The 18,872-nt window shown below is 46.6% G+C and carries 18 protein-coding genes and 2 pseudogenes; 5 read left to right on the plus strand and 15 right to left on the minus strand.

What is annotated here, in order from left to right; genetic code table 11:
• From BRO54_RS14875 to BRO54_RS14900, 6 genes and pseudogenes are all read right to left on the minus strand, one after another.
• Positions 1-717, minus strand: a 717-nt coding sequence (locus tag BRO54_RS14875) for a ZIP family metal transporter (RefSeq protein ID WP_074044456.1), incomplete at its 3' end; no start/stop codon positions are given.
• Between the two features lie 136 nt (positions 718-853).
• The gene (locus tag BRO54_RS14880) at positions 854-1,327 is read right to left on the minus strand and encodes a PCYCGC domain-containing protein (protein WP_011230081.1); all 474 of its coding nucleotides are present in this window, start codon (positions 1,325-1,327) and stop codon (positions 854-856) included.
• A 317-nt stretch (positions 1,328-1,644) separates the two neighbouring features.
• Positions 1,645-2,064 (minus strand): annotated as a pseudogene (locus BRO54_RS14885) (transposase); the annotation flags it as partial.
• A 230-nt stretch (positions 2,065-2,294) separates the two neighbouring features.
• Positions 2,295-2,927, minus strand: coding sequence for a hypothetical protein (locus BRO54_RS20595; protein ID WP_021322734.1), 633 nt, complete (start codon positions 2,925-2,927; stop codon positions 2,295-2,297).
• 88 nt (positions 2,928-3,015) lie between these two features.
• A complete protein-coding gene (locus BRO54_RS14895) occupies positions 3,016-4,887 on the minus strand; it encodes an RNA-binding domain-containing protein (protein WP_033024765.1) in 1,872 nt (623 codons plus the stop codon).
• A gap of 297 nt (positions 4,888-5,184) precedes the next feature.
• Positions 5,185-5,991 (minus strand): annotated as a pseudogene (locus tag BRO54_RS14900) (SpoVR family protein); the annotation flags it as partial.
• A 161-nt stretch (positions 5,992-6,152) separates the two neighbouring features.
• On the opposite strand from BRO54_RS14900, the gene BRO54_RS14905 reads away from it, so the two are divergent.
• Positions 6,153-6,758: a DedA family protein gene (locus BRO54_RS14905; protein WP_074044446.1), complete on the plus strand. Its 606-nt coding sequence runs from the start codon at positions 6,153-6,155 to the stop codon at positions 6,756-6,758.
• 29 nt (positions 6,759-6,787) lie between these two features.
• Here BRO54_RS14905 and BRO54_RS14910 read toward each other — a convergent pair whose 3' ends face one another.
• Positions 6,788-7,036 (minus strand): hypothetical protein, encoded by a 249-nt coding sequence (locus BRO54_RS14910; RefSeq protein ID WP_025039331.1) that lies wholly within the window; start codon positions 7,034-7,036, stop codon positions 6,788-6,790.
• 180 nt (positions 7,037-7,216) lie between these two features.
• Here BRO54_RS14910 and BRO54_RS14915 point away from each other — a divergent pair, with 180 nt between their 5' ends.
• Positions 7,217-7,474, plus strand: coding sequence for a YhdB family protein (locus BRO54_RS14915; RefSeq protein ID WP_013146280.1), 258 nt, complete (start codon positions 7,217-7,219; stop codon positions 7,472-7,474).
• A gap of 47 nt (positions 7,475-7,521) precedes the next feature.
• Here the strand turns inward: BRO54_RS14915 and BRO54_RS14920 are convergent, their stop codons facing one another.
• Positions 7,522-9,279 carry a phospho-sugar mutase gene (locus BRO54_RS14920; protein WP_033024764.1) on the minus strand — a complete coding sequence of 586 codons (1,758 nt, stop codon included), beginning with the start codon at positions 9,277-9,279 and terminating at the stop codon, positions 7,522-7,524.
• Positions 9,280-9,392: 113 nt separating this feature from the next.
• The gene (locus tag BRO54_RS14925) at positions 9,393-9,839 is read right to left on the minus strand and encodes a CBS domain-containing protein (RefSeq protein ID WP_033024763.1); all 447 of its coding nucleotides are present in this window, start codon (positions 9,837-9,839) and stop codon (positions 9,393-9,395) included.
• 181 nt (positions 9,840-10,020) lie between these two features.
• Here BRO54_RS14925 and BRO54_RS14930 point away from each other — a divergent pair, with 181 nt between their 5' ends.
• Both BRO54_RS14930 and BRO54_RS14935 read left to right on the plus strand, forming a co-directional pair.
• The gene (locus BRO54_RS14930; protein WP_033024762.1) at positions 10,021-10,458 is read left to right on the plus strand and encodes a disulfide oxidoreductase; all 438 of its coding nucleotides are present in this window, start codon (positions 10,021-10,023) and stop codon (positions 10,456-10,458) included.
• On the plus strand, positions 10,455-10,928 hold the full coding sequence (locus BRO54_RS14935; RefSeq protein WP_033024761.1) for a thioredoxin family protein: 474 nt from the start codon (positions 10,455-10,457) through the stop codon (positions 10,926-10,928). Before BRO54_RS14930 ends, BRO54_RS14935 begins: the two co-directional genes overlap by 4 nt.
• A 32-nt stretch (positions 10,929-10,960) precedes the next feature.
• Here BRO54_RS14935 and BRO54_RS14940 read toward each other — a convergent pair whose 3' ends face one another.
• A complete protein-coding gene (locus tag BRO54_RS14940) occupies positions 10,961-11,359 on the minus strand; it encodes a YhcU family protein (protein ID WP_074044457.1) in 399 nt (132 codons plus the stop codon).
• A 138-nt stretch (positions 11,360-11,497) separates the two neighbouring features.
• On the opposite strand from BRO54_RS14940, the gene BRO54_RS14945 reads away from it, so the two are divergent.
• A complete protein-coding gene (locus tag BRO54_RS14945) occupies positions 11,498-12,397 on the plus strand; it encodes an RluA family pseudouridine synthase (protein ID WP_033024760.1) in 900 nt (299 codons plus the stop codon).
• A gap of 74 nt (positions 12,398-12,471) precedes the next feature.
• On the opposite strand, the gene BRO54_RS14950 is transcribed toward BRO54_RS14945, so the two are convergent.
• From BRO54_RS14950 to BRO54_RS14970, 5 genes are all read right to left on the minus strand, one after another.
• The gene (locus BRO54_RS14950; protein WP_033024759.1) at positions 12,472-13,812 is read right to left on the minus strand and encodes a hemolysin family protein; all 1,341 of its coding nucleotides are present in this window, start codon (positions 13,810-13,812) and stop codon (positions 12,472-12,474) included.
• 111 nt (positions 13,813-13,923) lie between these two features.
• Positions 13,924-14,616, minus strand: a complete 693-nt coding sequence (locus BRO54_RS14955; RefSeq protein WP_011230067.1) for a zinc metallopeptidase — start codon at positions 14,614-14,616, stop codon at positions 13,924-13,926.
• A gap of 147 nt (positions 14,617-14,763) precedes the next feature.
• Positions 14,764-15,591 carry an aldo/keto reductase gene (locus tag BRO54_RS14960; RefSeq protein WP_074044447.1) on the minus strand — a complete coding sequence of 276 codons (828 nt, stop codon included), beginning with the start codon at positions 15,589-15,591 and terminating at the stop codon, positions 14,764-14,766.
• 593 nt (positions 15,592-16,184) lie between these two features.
• Positions 16,185-17,447 (minus strand): dicarboxylate/amino acid:cation symporter, encoded by a 1,263-nt coding sequence (locus tag BRO54_RS14965; RefSeq protein ID WP_074044458.1) that lies wholly within the window; start codon positions 17,445-17,447, stop codon positions 16,185-16,187.
• A 160-nt stretch (positions 17,448-17,607) separates the two neighbouring features.
• Positions 17,608-18,654, minus strand: coding sequence for a TRAP transporter substrate-binding protein (locus BRO54_RS14970; RefSeq protein WP_074044448.1), 1,047 nt, complete (start codon positions 18,652-18,654; stop codon positions 17,608-17,610).
• Positions 18,655-18,872: the final 218 nt, after the last annotated feature.

Below are 18,872 nucleotides of genomic sequence, written 5' to 3' on the forward strand. Positions count from 1 at the left end.
AAAAAACAAGTAAAATGAAACCAATATAAAACCGATTATAGCCATGATAACACAGTATATTTTGGTAGATGCGCGTAAAGCTGTTCCAAAAATTTCTTTTCCCGTCACGGAAAGCATTACCCCCATCGCCAATGCGATAATCATTGCTACTAACCAAGGAACCCCCATTCCGTAATTGCTTCCGATGAATGCTCCAACTCCTATGGGGGCGGAGGCTATGGTTGCCCCAAGTATGATGCTGAGAATTCCAAACCCAGCCATCAGCAAGGGAGTAAAAACAGCAATACCTTCTGGAATATTGTGAAGCATAATCGCAGTCATCATTGGTTTAGTCAATGAATCGTGAGTATTGGCTCCAAGTGCGATGCCTGTTGGAAAATTGTGTAGGGCAATACTGAATGTTAAAAATAGACCAGAATGTACAAATAAGTCTTTTTTAGCGTCATTGGTAATAATGATCACATGATGGGAAACCTTTTCTAGATGCTTATAAATAAAATAACCAAAAATCAATCCGACAATAGCAATAAACCAACCTCCAATTTCTATGCTTTCAGGCAAAATTTCCATCGTGACCAGTCCAAATATCATACCACTACATACTGAAAAAATGGTTGGCGTTCCTTTTTGCCAGCCTTTAAACAACCAAGCAATCACTCCGCCAGATAACATTCCAATAGCAGAAGCAGAAAACCCTAAAAGCCAAAGTGAGTTCATCCATCATCCCCCTTGTACTAAGTTGTCTTTACTTTTATATCTGCCAAACTTATAAAATATGCCTTAAGAAAACAAAAAATCCTCCACCGTGGGAGGATTGTAAAGCCTTCGTTTTCGGAAAAGTGAGGTTTGTTTATTATAAAGGCATTGGAGTTTTAGTTGGTTTTGCGTAACCTTCTTTGTACTTTTCATCAATGTAATGGCGAATTTCCTTTATAGACTTACCTTCTTGTTTCATTTTAATGGATTCCGCTGCGATTTGTAAGCAAACACCACAACGAGTACCGTGGTCATCCCAGACAACAGAACCATCTTTATTGATTTTTTTGACAAAGCAATTCATACTACTTTTATGTCCCGCACTCTCGGCACAACCGCAATAACAAGGAATCCATTGTAACAACTCTATTGATTTGCCAGCAGCTTGATATACCAAGCGGACCTCTTCACTTTGACCTTTCAAAAAGGTCGGTAAAACGTCAGCAGAAGCAGTTTTTTCTTGCAAATCCCCATTGGAAGAATGCTCTTGATGTGATTGTTCTTTATTGGAACTGCAAGCCGAAATGATCAAAGTGAGCAGAAGTAAAACAATCATTCCCTTATATTTCATCCTTGTCACCTCTTATAACATTAGACATGACTAATATATCATAAGGGGTGGACATATTCAGCGTAATAATAAATTGTTCAAAATATTGTCAATTTATAAAGCTAAATCAACATATTATATTAGTCAACTATAATATGATCAGTTATAATAGGTACCGTCAAGAATTTTGTGTAATGCAAGATAGATAGGGTATCTCTGAAATGGATTTGGAATGGATAGGGGACTAGTTTCCTCCACACGAGGGACTGAATATTCAGTCTATTGCGCAGAAAGGGAGAATCCCCTTATCGTATTGGTTTGATATTTACATTATTTGGTTAATTGTAACGTTCTTCAAACATTCGCTCGAGGGCTTCCTGTGCTTCGGCAAATCCTCTTAACTTTCGCCCTGCCCATTTCTCATTAAAATCTTGGATGGTCAAATACACGACTTTTTCCGCGGCTTCTAAACTGCTCAAACTGTTCATCGGCTTTAGACGTTTCCGAATCTCTTTGATCGTTCGTTCAATGGCATTGGTTGTATAAATCACACTTCGAATACTGCTCGGATAGTCCATAAAGGTGAGAAGGACATCCAACTCATTTGCCCACGATTGGACTTCCCTTGGGTATTTGTGAGACCATTTGGATTGAAACTGTTGAAACATCTCCAATGCGATTTCTTTATTCGGAGAACGATAAATGAGTTTCAGGTCCTCCGCCATTTCGAATTGATCTTTTTTCCGAACACAACGGAGATAGCAGCCGTTTCTCCTATTCGGTGTTCGAGCCTGTTCGATTTCGAGGAAATGTTTGATTTCTTCCCGCATAATCAGCTCTAATTTTTCTTTCACAAATTGACGAATAACACTTTCCAGTTGATTTGCCCAGTCGACATTCGGTATACTTCTTTTAGACATAGGTAGGGTTCTCCTTTCTCTAAGATTTTTGGTCCAATCAGAGAATACCCTACCTTTTTTCTTTTGTTCTAGCAAAATGTTTTACACAAACTTTTATACATCACCAATCGGTCAGGGTGACTTTTTGGTAATACTGCTTGCTGATATAACTTGTGTTTAAGCATTGAATGGATTGGCAATTTGCGAATTTTTTCTATGTTTATCAAACTTCCTTCATTTTCCCGGGCTTTTTTGATTATGTCAAAAGGAATATCCGGATGGACAAAATAATTTTCAATCTCAGCTTGAGTAACTCCCAGCTTTCGGGCTATCGTGACAACCTTTACTCCGCTATTAACCATTTGATCAATCAACATATGTTTGTCTAACCACTTTGTTGTTTGATGATGGAACATCCTCCTTAGCAACTTAATTCGTTGTTCCGTTTCATTCGAATATCGCTGAATAACGCAAAATATTTTTGGGCACCTTTTATGCATTTCATTCATTTTTTTATATGCTAAGTATTCTGGGTACCCCGCAACTAACCAATATTTATCTTCCGTTCGATCCTTTTCAACAATAACATGGCTGCTTAACTGATCCCCTCCCTCTAATATTTTGACCATTTTCTCTACTGCTCTTTTTGAAACATTTTCAACGTATATGGGGACAATTTTATCTAATTCAATGGATTCCATCCAAATCCCATCAAGCTTCATTCGTACCCCTCCCCATCATATTTTGTAAAACTATATGAGAAGGGAAATTTGTCTAATAACAATAAACCAGCATTAGGAATCCAATATCCTAATGCTGGTTTATAAAAAGAGATCGTGTCATATATGCTTGTTTCGGATGGTTTATTTGCTCTGGATATAGCGGTTCTAATTTCCCTTCCTTAAGCAATCGTGAAATGTACTTTTTGCGAAGAGGATCCATCTGCCTATTCAGTAATTGACTTAATTCTTTGAGCGTTAACGGCTTAATTGCACAAAGATTTAAAATGATCTCATCCATTTCGGAAGGATTTAATCTCTTTTTCTTCCTTGCTAATTCAGAAATATCCAATAGCACTTTTTCATGATCTTTTGTTTGTTCGTTTTCGTTAGGTCCGGAGTTAGCAGCGTTAGGTCCGGAGTTATTAACATTAGGTCCGGAGCTTATCCGATTATATCTGGAGTTCCCTATAGACTTTTGATGAAACATTTCCGTTAGCGTATATTTTGTACCTCTTCCTTGTCCATTTGGTTCTAAATATCCTTTTTCCACCAGTCCGGATAATAATTTGCTTATTTCATCACTCTTTTTATCTGTCAGGCTTTGCAATCTCGTATTGGTCACATAATTTTCTTGATGTGCCGTCACTAAAATTAATACTTCATCATTGGTTAAAAACTTATAATGTTTCCCAAGAACTGCTTTTAGAAAATCGACGCTTTCCTGCGGTAATAATGAAGTTGTTCGCAACGTAAGAATCGTGCGATCCGGCTGAAATTCTTCAATTAATTCTGGGGCAGTCCAATGTTGTTCTTTCCACGCCAAATGAATATTCTCAATCCCCGACCCTGCCCGTTCACCAAGTCCGATTAACATAAACATTTTAAAAATCGTTGGATTTCTCGGATCACTTATTCCACCTTTCAGTGCTTGTTGCAAAGGAATCCGAAGAACACCCGGGTTGGAAAATCGAAATAACATCTTTTCCTTTTCGATAACAATTCCGCGTCGCCCGTAGTAATCGGCATGAGCCAACGTATTGACTAAAGCCTCACGAAGAGCAGCGTGCACCCTTGTATCATCCTTGCGAAAAAGCCCCTCCATTTGAAAAGGAATGTTTAAATCATCCGTTAGTCTGCGGATCACTTTAAAATAAAAATCATACAAATTCCCCGACCAAGTGCCGTCGGAAGAAATAATCCGATCTGTCCATCTCTCCCCCGGCACATCCGAACTCTTTTCCCGATATTCTAAGAAATACTGCGGTAAATACTCTGTAATGCTGCGCTCTTCCCCAAACATGAGCAACCCGGCTAATGTTAGCCCTTCCTCGTTGGTTTCGCGTAGCCTTCCCAAAGCTCCAATTTTATATAAAAAGTCCTTCAGTTCTAAACCATTCCAAGGATGATCTGGTTTCAAAGAAGAAAAGCGATTTCGATAACTTCTCACCGATTCCATATTCAAATCATTTAAACCGTAATTGGGAAGAACTTTGCTGTCTTGAGGAATTGGAGATTGATCCGCTATCATTCGCTGTACTTCTTCTTTTGTACATTTATAGTCTCCTTCATAATTGCGGCGATATGTACCTGTAAAAGGATTATGACCAATATAAATTGGCTTGTCCTCACGTGAAGCTCTTGGAACATAAATTTTCACGATTTCTTTCCCATCAACTTCAATAATTTCTACATTTCGATCCACTAAGATATTTTTACTAATCCTTTGGGGATTATTAATTCCATCCCAAAAGTCTTTGACTAACTTTTTTGCATCAACATCGACTGGGAAAAACTCTTGTCCTTTTTGCTCAACCCCAAGCAAAATAATACCGCCATTTGTATTTGCAAAAGCAGAATACGTTTCCCAAACATCTTTCGGTAGACCGCCTTTGGCTGCTTTACATTCCAATTCGGCATTTTCTCCATCTTCTATAATACGCAACAAATCCTTCGCGTCCATTCCGCCATATATCTCCTTTAAATTTCTAATATTTACTACAATTATTTGACAACGAAAAGAAACAATCCTTTTAACATTCAACAAATTATACAATTTTCCATTTGTCAAAGAAATTTATGGTTCACCAGGACAAAATGTATTACAAATGTTATTTTAGCATGATCACTAAACATTATCGAACCATGCAGCAAACCATTAATCAAATGTGCAATATTTAAACATTTTAACATCAAGAAAATAAAAAAATCACTTTCGTATACAAGTGATTTCTCATTTACATATTTAAGCTCCTTTGCAAAACGAAGCCCATCCTTCGTTCATGATTTTCGTCTCCAGCTGCGGCCAAAAATAAAGCATTTCCTCGCGCATCATCGTTAAAATGTCGCGTTGCCAATCCTCCAGTTCGCGGCTGTATTCTTCAATGAACAATAGCACATCTTTTTCCGGTTGCGGCGGAAACTTGCGCCGTTTTTTTCGCGGCGGCGTTTTCAGTTTGTTTCGCTCGTCAAGCGACCATAAATCGTCGTACGGCGTCGATGTTTTCGGAGGCTCCTCCTCTTCGTACACTTCCGTATCTTCCCACGTCCATGACAGCTTTGGCCGCAGGAGCGAGGGATCGATATGCTCCTGAATGGCCAAGACGGCATCCAAAAATTTTTCCACTTCCAATTTTCCGTATTGATGTTCATAATGCTTGATCCGCTCCGCTGTCGCCGCCATGCTTTCCACCATATCGCGCTTCGTGTTGCTGAAGCGTACGTTGTTTTTGAAAAAGTCGCTGTGGGCCAACACATGGGCGACGATCAGCTTATTTTGGATGAGCGTATTCGTATCGAGCAAAAACGCGTAGCAAGGGTCCGAATTGATGACGAGCTCGTAAATTTTGCTTAACCCTAAATCATAATGAAGCTTCATTTTGTAAAACTGTTTCCCAAAGCTCCAGTGGGAAAATCGCGTCGGCATCCCGTAAGCGCCAAACGTATAAAGAATGTCCGCCGGGCAAATTTCATAACGCATTGGATAAAAATCAAGGCCAAATCCTTCCGCAATTTCCGTAATCTCCGCAATGGCCCGTTCCAGCTCTTTCAGCTCGTCCTGCCGCATCCATCTCCCCCCTCTTTTTCCTCTTATCACAATGTATGAGGGAAACGGCGTTTTGATACGTTCCATCGTTTGGCATGAACGCGCAGCGCCCCATTTTCATTTGTGGACCGTTGGCTTATAATGGTCATATACAAGAAATCGCGGCAAAGCGTGGTGGTCATTTGCAGCACTATTTGCATTATCTTATCGAACACTTCGGCTACATCGGCATTATGGTTGCGCTGATGCTCGGCATTGTTGGGCTGCCGATCCCCGACGAGCTGCTGTTGACATATGCCGGTTACCGCGTTTCAACGGGGGCGTTTTCGTATCCGCTCGCTTTTCTTTCCTGCTGGCTTGGAGCCATCATTGGCATCTCGCTCAGCTATATGCTCGGGATTACGCTCGGGCTGCCGTTTTTGCATAAATTCGGTCCCAAGCTCCATCTTACAGAAAAACGGCTCGAGCAAACGAAAGCGCTTTTTTCGAAGCTCGGCCCAGCGGTATTGTTCATTTGCTATTTCATCCCCGGCGTTCGGCATCTCGCCGCCTTTTGGGCCGGCATGAACGCCTACCGTTGGAGAAAGTTTGCCTTGTTCGCCTACAGCGGGGCGATGGTGTGGGTCGCTGTCTTTTTGACGATCGGCGCCTATTTTGAAAGCCGCTGGATGGTCGTCAAGCAGTACATCCATGCCTACCGTCCATTCTTATTTCCAGTCTTTTTGGTCGCTCTTGGTTTCGCCATCTTCTATTGGTACATCCAGCAAAAGCGAAAAACACCGGGGTAATCTCCGGTGTTTTTCATTCTCTATGCGCGCTATACGTTCTCGCGCGGGCCGCGATGGTACGTTTCTGTCAGCAATCCCATAAACAGGCCGAATCCGAACATAAACATCGAGGCCCCGATAATGCCGAGACTGATGATCGTCAAGAAATAGTCTTTGTTGTAAGCGCTTGCGATAAAACTAAGCAAAAACAGTACGACTCCGACAATCAATCCCACTGACGCCATCCATTTGCACATGTTGATCATTTCTTGCCCTTCGTGCCGTTTGTTCATTCTCATCATCCCCTTATTTTGAGGATACTACCCTTGTCACAAAATTGCAACATTTATTTTTCCTTTTTCGTTTTCATTTCGGTTATAATTTATATTTTGCCTTCTGTCGCAACATTTACAGGGCAACAAAACGCCCCACCGTCATACACTAACAATGACTCCTTCTTGATAAAGGAGGCATGCCGCTTGAACACCGTCGACTATGATAAGGCGCTCTATTACACGCATCGCTCCGAATGGGACAATTTGCTCATTTTAATGGTGCGTACGCCTGATGATATTCTGTCAAAAAAAATTGAAAAGTTTCTCCACGCTTATAATTTTGAACATGACTACTCCGTCATCCAGGAGCGGTTGCACGCCTTGCTTCGCTATATTGACCATGCGCTTGAAGTGAGCGAACAAAAAATGGGAGTCGAGCAGTACGCGCAGTTTTACTCGTAAAACGAACGGGGAATTGGCCGATGCCAATTCCCCGCAGATTGTGCTGATCATTGCGCATAAGAAGGAGAAACGGTGCTGAGCACATCCTTTACGCGCTGCATGACGGCTTCTGTTAAGCGGGCTAGTCTTTCTTCGCTGTCCTCCAGCGACGTCCCTTTGACGCCGAAGTACGCCTTCATTTTCGGCTCCGTCCCTGATGGACGCAGACAAAACCACGAGCCATCCTCCAAGATATACTTGAGCACATTGGATGTCGGCAAATCAATGGCCGTTTTTTCGCCGGTCAACGTGTTCGTCCGCTCTTTCGTTTTGTAATCCTCAATCACCGTCACCTTTTTCCCCGCGGCCTCCACCGGCGGCTGTTGGCGGAACGACGCTAAAATCGCGGCAATCGCCTCTGCTCCTTCTTTGCCTTTCAGCGTGAGCGATCGTTGTCCCTCGCGATAATAGCCGTACTGGTCAAACAATTGCAAGAGCGCCTCATACAACGATAGCCCTTGCTTTTTATAAAACGCGCACACTTCCGCCGCGAGGACAGCCGCCTGCACGGCATCTTTGTCGCGGACAAAATCGCCGATCAGATACCCATAGCTTTCCTCATATCCGAACTGGAACGCATATTGCCCTGTTTGTTCGTATTCCTTCATTTTTTCGCCGATGAATTTGAAACCGGTCAACGTATCGACCGTCTCAAGACCAAACGATTGGGCGATCGCCCGACCAAATTCAGACGTCACGATCGTTTTTAAGACAACACCATTTTCCGGCAGAGTGCCTTGAGCTTTTCGTTGCGACAGCAAATAGTGGAGCAACAAGCCGCCGGTTTGATTGCCGGTCAGCACGACATAGTCTCCCTTGTCATTTTTAACCGCCACGCCGAGCCGGTCGGCGTCCGGATCGGTGGCGATCAGCAGATCGGCGTTCACTTGCTTGCCCAACTCCATCGCCATGGCGAAGGCCGCGTGTTCTTCCGGATTGGGCGAGGCGACCGTCGAGAAATTCGGATCCGGCAGCTCCTGCTCTTTGACGACAAAGACGTTTTGGTAGCCGAGTTCAGCGAGCGCGCGGCGCACCGGTTTGTTCGACGTGCCGTGAAGCGGCGTAAACACGATGTTGATCGCCGTTTCCCGAGCGAGCTCCGGATGGATTGAAATCGTTTTGACAGCATGGATATAAGCATCATCGACGTCGCTTCCGATGATGCGAATAAGGCCTTTTTCTCTTAACGTTTCCTCATCTTCCACATGAATGGCGAGCTCGTTTTCGACTTCATTGACATAGCGGATCACTTGGTCGGCGACAGCAGGCGGCAGCTGTCCCCCGTCCTCTCCATACACTTTATAGCCGTTATATTCGGGCGGATTATGGCTAGCGGTGATGACAATGCCGGCAAACGCCCGCAAATAGCGAACAGCAAACGACAGTTCCGGCGTTGGGCGCAATTCATCAAACACGTATGTTTGAATGCCGTTGGTAGCCAACGTTTTCGCCGCCTCCATCGCAAATTCCGGCGACTTATGCCGGGAGTCATAGGCAATGACGACCCCGCGCTGCTTCGCCTCATCGCCAAACGATTGTATGTATCGCGCCAATCCTTCCGACGCTTTTCGCACCGTATAAATGTTCATTCGGTTCGTCCCCGGGCCAATCTCGCCGCGCATGCCGCCGGTGCCGAATTCGAGATTTTTATAAAAGCAATCCTCCAGCCATCGTTCATCATCGCGGCGTTGTTCCAACAACCGCTTCAATTCCGGCTCCAGTTGCGGCTCACGCAGCCATTGTTCGTATTTTTGTCTCCACTCCATCGCTGTTCCCCCTTGATTTTCATTTTCCCTGTTTATGTATTCGCTCCCATCATACAATATACCTGCGAAAAGAAAAAGGATGCCCAGAAAAATAAGGCATCCTTTTTCTTCCTTTACGCTTGCGGCTGCGAAGGCTCAGAAATGTTTGTCAACGCTTGTTCAGCCGCTTCGTTTGATGCGCTGTTCGTCGCAATATCGCCTAGCGCAACAATGCCTTGAAGCTGGTTGTTTTCCACGATCGGCAAACGGCGAACTTGATGTTGGGCCATGACATTCGCGGCTTCCTGTACGCTCATATTCGGCGTACCGGTGACGACTTGGTTCGTCATGACCTCCGCTACTTTGACGGTCGACGGGTCTTTTCCTTGGGACGAAACACGCAACGTAATATCGCGGTCAGTAATCATCCCTTTGACTTGCCCGTTTTCCACAACCGGAAGCGCGCCAATATTTTTTTGGCTCATGATTTGCGCTGCTTCTTGCACCGTTTGGTTCGGCGAAATCGTTGCGACGTTTTTCGTCATAATGTCCTGCACTTTGTTTCCGCTGTTGTTCGTCAATGTGATCCTCCCCTTTCACCGATTAGTATGGCTCGTTTGTCGAGCGATATAGATAGAAAATGTTGTTTTCTTTCCTTCCCTTTGCCGGTTATGAATGGACGTGCCGTTTTCCATCCCTTATAATGGAGCTGAACAGTGTAAGATCGGGCAACGGTGTCTGCAACGGAAGAAGGGGAGAAGAATGGAGCAAGAAAAACGCGCGGAACACTTGCTTTTGGCCGCATGGGCGACCGCGCTCATCGCCACCCTCGGAAGCCTTTATTTTTCCGAGGTGCTTGGGTACATTCCGTGCGACCTGTGCTGGTTTCAACGCATTTTTATGTATCCGCAAGTCATCATTTTAGGAATCGCCATCGTGCGCAAAGACGCTGCGGCAGCTCGTTACAGCTTCACACTGTCATTGATTGGCGGGGGCATTTCCCTGTATCATTATGGACTGCAAAAAATTCCACTGTTTCAAGAATACGCCATCAGCTGCGGCCGCATTCCGTGCACAGGGCAATATATAAACTGGCTTGGATTTATCACCATTCCATTTTTGGCGTTCACTGCCTTTATGATCATTATTTTGTTAAGTTGGACCGTCATGCGCCAGCAAAGAAAGGGGAGCGAACGTTGAAAAAACTGCTCGCATTTGGCGGCATCATCATCGCGCTATTTGCCGCCATCGCTTTTGTTACCTCGTATGAACAAAACGAAGCAGCCAAAGGAAACCCTTACCATAAAAACGAGCTGCATCCGGCCACCATCGCACAACTTGACGACCCGAACTACCGCAACATTATTTTGCCCGCGGAGTTGAAACAGCAGCTGGCTGACGGCAAGACGCTGACCGTTTACTTTTACAGCCCGACATGCCCTCACTGCCAGCGGACAACGCCGATCGTCGTGCCGCTCGCAAAGGAGCTCGGCACCGATTTAAAGCTGTTCAACTTGCTTGAATTCGAAGACGGGTGGGATGCGTACCATATTGAAGCCACCCCGACGATCGTCCATTACGAAAATGGCAAAGAAATCAAACGCATCGAAGGGTATCACGACGAACAAACGTTCCGAAACTGGTTTTCCTCATTGCACAGTGAAAAGTAAACAAGGAGCTAAGCATAGCTTAGCTCCTTGTTTTACATCACCCATTGGCTCACCGCAGGCGCATACACGCTGCACGGCCAAAGCCGCCTGCAAGTGAACTGCTTAGCATGAAAAGGAAAGGCAATGCCATGGCGGGCCAAAATCTTTTGATTGCGAACAAACAGCCATTCATACTGTTCCAAATCCCCATGCCCTCCGATATGTTCGATGACGGTAATGAGCGATTGCAACGCCGAAATGATTTGGAAAGCCTCTTTCATTGTCCCATTATATGTAACATGTTCGTGGTCCAGCGAAAGAATGCCCCATTCCTCAAATTGACGGATTTGTTCATCATCGAAGTAATGCGGAAACACATCGGTATAAAAGTAGTTGAGCAAATACTGCATGTAATGCTCTTGTTCCGGAGTCGCCGCATACATCATTTTCAACGTCCATACCACCTTTTCTCGCCGCAATGCTTGCGTTCTCCATCACTGAGACGATACTATGAGTGTACCATATCTCGCGCAAGGATAGAGGTAGAAAGTGTTTCCACAGCTAACAAGCAATTGGGAGTGTGACAACCTTTGTGGACAAGAAAAGGCGATTGGCTGGAATGCACCATCCCTAGCTGGTGGAGCGGTTTGACAATTGAACAGCTCCTAAAAGACGTATGGGCCGCCTCGAAAAAGCTCGCCCACCGCTGGCGGATGGAACACGGCGTCAAACTAAACGGCCAGGCGGTTCCCTGGCAGACGGTGCTCAACGAACGCGACCGGCTTCAGCTTTACGCATATGAGCCGGAGCCGTCGTTCATCGTTCCCGAATATCGGGAGCTTTCGATTTTATGGGAGGACGACCATCTGCTCGTCTTGAACAAAGAAGCCGGCATCGACATTCATCCGTCCGAACCGGGGCAAACCGGCACGCTGGCCAATGCGGTCGCGTTTTATTTGCAGTCGCAGGCGATTTTGACAAAAGTGCGCCACATTCACCGACTTGACCGCGACACGTCGGGAGCGATTTTATTTGCCAAACACCCGCTCGCCGGTGCGACGCTCGATCGGATGCTCGCCCACCGTGCCATCAAGCGGACGTACGTCGCCCTTGTTCACGGTCGTTTGTCCCCGAAATCAGGAACCATTTCCGCGCCAATCGGCCGCGACCGCCACCATCCAACGCGCCGGCGCGTCTCGAAAACGGGGGCAAAAGCTGTGACACACTATCGCGTCATCAAAACATTCCCGTCAACATCGCTTGTCGAGCTTTCTCTCGAGACCGGACGGACGCACCAAATCCGCGTCCATTTGGCCCATCTCGGCCATCCGCTCGTCGGCGATGTGCTTTATGGCGGCAAACCAGTGTTTCATCGCCATGCGCTTCATGCCGCTAAGCTAACGTTCCGCCATCCGTTTACAAACGAAGAGGTCATTTGTCTCGCGCCAACAAGCGATTTTCCCACCGACCTTTCGCGCATTTACAATTGATCTACTCCGCCGTCCTTCGATGGAGGAGGGGATTTCTCGGCCGAAACGAGAAAAGGCAGACGCCCCCGTCTGCCTTACAAACGCAACTCCTCCTCTTCGGCGCCTGCCGCCTCCTCCTCTTTGCTCGGCTCTTTTTTTGCCACTTCCAGCGATTTCACATGATGGCCATCCATTTCCTTCACCGTAAACAAGTAGCCATCGATTTCTACACTCTCGCCTGGTTTGATATCATAATGCTTCGTTAAAATCCAGCCGCCGATCGTATCGACGTCATCATCGTCAATGTCCAGCCCAAGCAAGTCATTCACTTCGCTGATCAACACTTTGCCATCCAAGATAAATCGATCGTCCATTTTTTGAATCAGCGGCGTTTCATCAATATCAAACTCATCTTGGATTTCGCCAACGATCTCTTCCAAAATGTCCTCGACTGTAACCAGTCCAGACGTGCCGCCGTATTCATCGACCAAAATCGCCATATGGATGCGTTCTTTTTGCATTTTGACCAACAAATCGTGAATGGCGATCGATTCAATCACTTGAATGATCGGGCGGATATAGTCTTTCATCTGCTTTTCGTTGGACGGATTGGCAATAAAGTCCGTAAACACCTCTTTGACATTGATGAGTCCAAGCACATGGTCTTTATCGCCGTCAATGACCGGATAGCGCGTATACTTTTCTTCGCGAATGATGTCCAAGTTTTCCTTGACGCTTTTGTTAATATCGAGCGCCACAATTTCTTTGCGCGGCACCATAATTTCTTTTGCGATGCGGTCGTCAAAACGAAAAATGTTATTGACATAGCGGTACTCTGACTGATTGATCTCCCCGCTTTTGTAGCTTTCCGATAAAATGAGGCGCAACTCCTCCTCAGAGTGGGCGATTTCATGCTCCGCCACCGGCCTGAGGCCAAACAGGCGCGTCACGAGCCGCGCAGAGTTGTTGAGCGTCCAAATGAACGGATACATGATTTTGTAAAACCAGATGAGCGGCTGAGCCGTAAACAGCGTAATCGCTTCCGCCTTATGAATGGCAAACGTCTTCGGCGCTAATTCACCGACGACGACATGCAAAAAGGTGATGAGCGAAAACGAAATGATAAACGCTAAAAAATGGGAGACGGATTCCGATAAATGGAGGCGTTCAAACAGCGGCAGCAACATCCGCGCCACCGTCGGCTCCCCAAGCCAGCCAAGGCCAAGCGAGGTGAGCGTAATGCCCAGCTGGTTCGCCGATAAATAGCCGTCCAAATTCGAAATCACTTTTTTCGCCGCGACCGCCCGTCGATTCCCTTCATTGACAAGCTGATCGATGCGCGAACTACGCACCTTGACGATCGCAAATTCCGAAGCGACGAAAAAGGCGGTGCAAGCGATGAGAAACGCCACCAACAGCAAACTGGCTATATCCAATTCGTCTCCGAGCGCGGATGAAGCGCCCAGGTTACACCTCCTGCACACAAAAGTTTCCATTGCAGCTGATAGGCGATGATGCCGCTGGGCCGCCTTAGGCGGCCCAATATGTTACGATTCCTCATTATTGTTCCCTTGGGTGAAAATGAGCACATATTTCAGCAGTTCAAACACGGCGATCAACGTTGCCGCGACGTACGTCAGCGCCGCCGCGCCAAGCACTTTGTTCACGCCGCGCGCTTCATTTGGGGCGATCAACCCTTCGGCCAGCATAAACCGCTTCGCCCGTGCGCTCGCGTTAAACTCCACCGGCAAGGTAATGATTTGGAAGGCCACCGCCAGCGAGAAAAACAAAATGCCGAGTCCAATCAGCGAAAATTGATGGAGCACAAATCCAACGAGCAACAACAACGGCGCAACGCCCGAAGCGAAGTTCACAATCGGAAACATCCGGTGGCGAAGGACGAGCGCAGCGTAGCCTTGCTGGTGTTGAACGGCATGGCCAACCTCGTGGGCGGCAACGGAAATGGAAGCGATCGAACGCCCATAAAAGACCGGCTCCGACAAACGGACCGTGCGGGAAATCGGATCATAATGGTCGGACAATCTCCCCGGCACGACCTCCACCGGCACATGATGCAACCCGTGACGGTCTAAAATCATGCGCGCCACTTCCGCCCCCGTCAACCCCGATGAGGCTGGAACTTCAGACCAGGCATTGAAATTGCTTGATACCTTCCATTGCGCCCAAAGCGATATCAGGAAGGCGATAAAAATGAAAATATCCATCGGATGGAATAGCATCGCAGCACCCTCCGTTTTTTCAATGTTCATCAAATGTGTATACTATTATTTATTGTACTTGCTCACCTTTTCATACGTCAAACAGCCCGCTCCGGTTTCAAAAAAAAACAGCGCCTGCATCGAGGCGCTATTTGGCTGATGGGGACATCAAAAATTGAAATTGTCTGGGTCAGGACCGACCCGTTTGTTCAAGTTCAACGCGTCGATCTGTTTCATTTCTTCATCGGTCAGCGAGAAATCAAAAATATCAGCGTTTTCCTTGATCCGCGCCGGCGTCACCGACTTCGGGATCGTCACAACGCCGTGTTGCAAATCCCAGCGCAACACCACCTGCGCCGGCGTTTTCCCGTACTTGCGCCCAATGTCAACGATCGTCGGTTCGCTTAAAATTTCCCCGCGCATGAGCGGCGACCATGCTTCAAGCTGGATGCCGTTTTCCCGGCAAAACGTAAGCAGCTCTTTTTGCGTCAGGCGCGGGTGATACTCGACTTGGTTGACCATCGGCTTGATTTCACACTCCGCCAGTACATCTTGCAAATGGTGGATATGGAAATTGCTGACGCCGATCGCGCGCACATAGCCATCTTTATACAACTTTTCCAGCGCCTTGTACGTCTCTTTATACTTCCCTTTCACCGGCCAGTGGACCAAATACAAGTCGACATAATCGAACCCGAGTTTTTTCAAACTTTTGTCAAACGCCTTCAGCGTCGTCTCATACCCTTGGTCGGTGTTCCACACTTTCGTCGTCACAAACACTTGCTCACGTGGAATGCCGGATTCGCGGATCGCTTGACCGACACCTTCTTCGTTTTCATAAAAAGCGGCTGTATCGACATGGCGGTAGCCGATCTCGAGCGCGGTGCGCACCGCGCTTCTTACTTCCTCCCCTTCTTTGACTTTATAAACGCCAAGGCCGACCCAAGGCATTTTCACCCCGTTATGCAAAGTGGCGCAATCTTGCAGACCTTTCATATCCTCTCCTCCTCGAGCGTCATTATAGTTTCATTATGGGAAAAGAGGGAAAGAAAAGCAAAATATATGCTTAGCCACGAGTGTTGATTATCCATTATTTTACTAAAAAACACAGAATCATATGGCTGAACACAAGCTTTTCTGCCTCTTCCCTCGAACAAGAACGCCGGCAGGCAAATTACATTTGCCCGCAAAGCGTTCATTGTTCGAGGAGGGCATGGTAATAATCCCAGTCGGCAAGCTAGCTTAGCCGACTACGGCAGAAAAGCTAGGAATAGAGCGATGTCAACTGGTTTTTAATGGTTAATCAACACGCTTGATGCTTAGCACCTTTTTCTTGTCCGTAAGTTTCCATCTCCCCTGCTCTGGAACAATCGGCGTAAAAAAGAGGGTGTCCCAAAAGTAACGGGACACCCTTTCTGATCACCATATACACGCACAAAACACCCTGACAAAACTATATATTGTATCTTGCATGAAGAAGGACAATCTTTTGGGTCAGCCCCGCATTGTTATTGTATCCTTTTTTCACCCATTCGGCGATTTGCAGCATGCAGCTCGTTTGATGTCTGCTTGCATCCGCGAAGCGCCGCTTATTTGGCCACGCTCATCGAGGCGCTCTCTACTTCAGATTCGTTCGGATGAAACTCGTTTTCCATTTTCGAAACAACCACTGTCGCTACAGCGTTGCCGATAATGTTCGTAATCGCCCGCGCTTCCGACATGAAGCGGTCAACCCCAAGCAACAAGGCGATGCCTTCGACCGGAATCATCGGAAATGCTGCCAACGTTGCAGCCAGCGTAATAAAGCCGGAACCGGTAACCCCTGCTGCCCCTTTCGAGGTGAGCATTAATACGCCAAGCAACGTCAGCTCTTGCCAAATGGTTAAATCAATGCCGTACGCTTGAGCGATGAAAATGGCTGCCATCGACAAGTAAATCGATGTGCCGTCTAGGTTAAATGAATACCCTGTCGGAACGACAAGACCAACAACCGATTTCGAACACCCGTATTTTTCCAAACGTTCCATCAGCCGCGGCAGCGCTGATTCAGACGAAGACGTGCCCAAAACAAGCAACAGTTCCTCTTTGATATAAGCGAGAAACTTAAAGATGTTAAACCCATAAAACTTGGCAATCCCGCCAAGCACGACGAAAATGAAGAGCGCCATCGTAATGTAAACAGACCCCATCAATTTGCCGAGCGACACGAGCGATCCGAGGCCGAACGTGCCGATCGTGTACGCCATCGCGCCGAACGCGGCGATCGGCGACACCTTCATAACCATGTTGACGACGCCGAAAAAAATTTCCGCCAGCTGTTCAAACAAGGAAATCACTGGTTTTGCTTTTTCCCCAAGCGCAGCAGCCGCTAAGCCGAACAACACGGCGAAGAAGAGCACCGGAAGCAGTTGGCCGCTCGCCATCGCGGCAACGACGTTGTCGGGAATGATGCTTAAGACGAAATCAACAAAACCGTGGCTTGTTTCTTCCGCTTGTTTCGTGTATTGCGAAATGTCGCCGCCTTTTACTGCATCGGTATTAAATCCAACCCCCGGTTTGACAAGGTTGACGACGACAATCCCGATCGCCAACGCAAACGTCGTTACAATTTCAAAATAAATGAGCGCCTTGCCGCCGATGCGGCCGATCTTTTTCAAATCGCCCATGTTGCCGATTCCGATGACGACGGTGAAGAAAATGATCGGGGCGATCACCATTTTAATCAGCTTAATAAATCCGTCTGCCAATACTTTCAACTTCGCGCCAAATTCCGGAAATACAAATCCGACAATGATCCCTAAAATAATGCCGATGATGACTTGCACCGTTAAGTTTTTCAGTTTTCTCCGCACTTCACCCACTCCTTTCGTTATCTTGGCAACGCTTTCAACGTTATCATAAAGAAAAATCGGTGAAATAAAAATATTATGGTGATAATGGTCGTTTTGGTCTTTTTGGTCTCCAGCGCCGGCAAAGGCGTTCTCCATAAAAAAAGCTTCCACCGACGGAAGCTCATTCGCGCGATTCCTTGATTTCATTCAACAGCTTTGAACCGAACTGCCGCGTAAACTCTTCATACAGCGGCGCAAATTTTTGTTGCCATTTCTTTTTTTCCGTTTCCGATAACATGTAAAGATGGACCCCCTCCTGCCGCTCAAGCTGCTTGAGTTCCCGTTCGTTTTGCTCTTTCGACTGCTGCAAATTCCAATGCGTCGCTTCAGCCATCGCTTCAGTAATTTTTTGCTGTATGTCTTTTGGCAAACTGTCCCAAAATGACTGATTCATCATGACTGCGTACCCGAGATAGCCGTGATTGCTGATTGTAATATACGGTTGAAATTTGTAAAACCCTTTCGAGTAAATATTGGAAATCGTATTTTCCTGCCCATCAAACTTATGCTGTTCAAGCGCTCGATAGACGCGATCGAATGAGACGGCAATCGGCTCCCCTCCGAGCAGACGAAACTGCTTTTCAATCACTTCGCTCTGCATAATGCGAAAACGCAAGCCGCGAAAATCGTCAGGGGCGATGAGCGGGCGGGTTGTGCCCATCATTTGTTTAAATCCATTGCTCCAAAACGCCATTCCTTTAATTCCTTTTGCCTCCAGCATCCGAAGCAGCTCGGCGCCCACTTTTCCAGTGAACACACGGCGCACGTCGTCCTCATCGCGGAACAAAAACGGCAAATCGAGCACTTGCCATTCGGGGACAAGCTCTGTCACTTTTGAAAATGATGGCGCGATCATTTGCACGTCGCCGCGCAACAGCGCATCAAGCTCTTCCCCATCCGAATAAAGCGAGCCGTTCGGGAACACTTCGACTTTGACGCGGCCGTTTGTTTTTTGCTCGACGAGCTCGGCAAACTTTTGCGCCGCCAGCCCTTTTGGCGTATTCTCTGCTACGACATGGCTGAAATAAATAATGATTTGCTTTTTCAACCCCTTTTGCTCGTCGTCATAAACAAGCGGCTCACGGCCCAGTTGACGGCTCGCTGCCCAGCCGATCAGACCGAGGCCGACAAACAAAAGGATTGTCCATGCTCTCCATCTTTTTCCCATTGTTCACACCATACTTTCATCCATCCTATTGCTAAAATTGCACTCCAACGGAATACTCCCCGCCGACTCGAATCATTGAAGCAAAAAAGCGGCCGGAACTCACGGATTCGGTTTGAGAACAGCAATCGCCACGTCTTACGTATGCCCCATCTTCTATTCAGGCGAACAGAATATTTGTTCCCCACCACCATTTTACACCTTTCGTTTCTTTCCATTCA

This window comes from Geobacillus proteiniphilus (genome assembly GCF_001908025.1).
Taxonomy (GTDB): Bacteria; Bacillota; Bacilli; order Bacillales; family Anoxybacillaceae; genus Geobacillus; species Geobacillus proteiniphilus.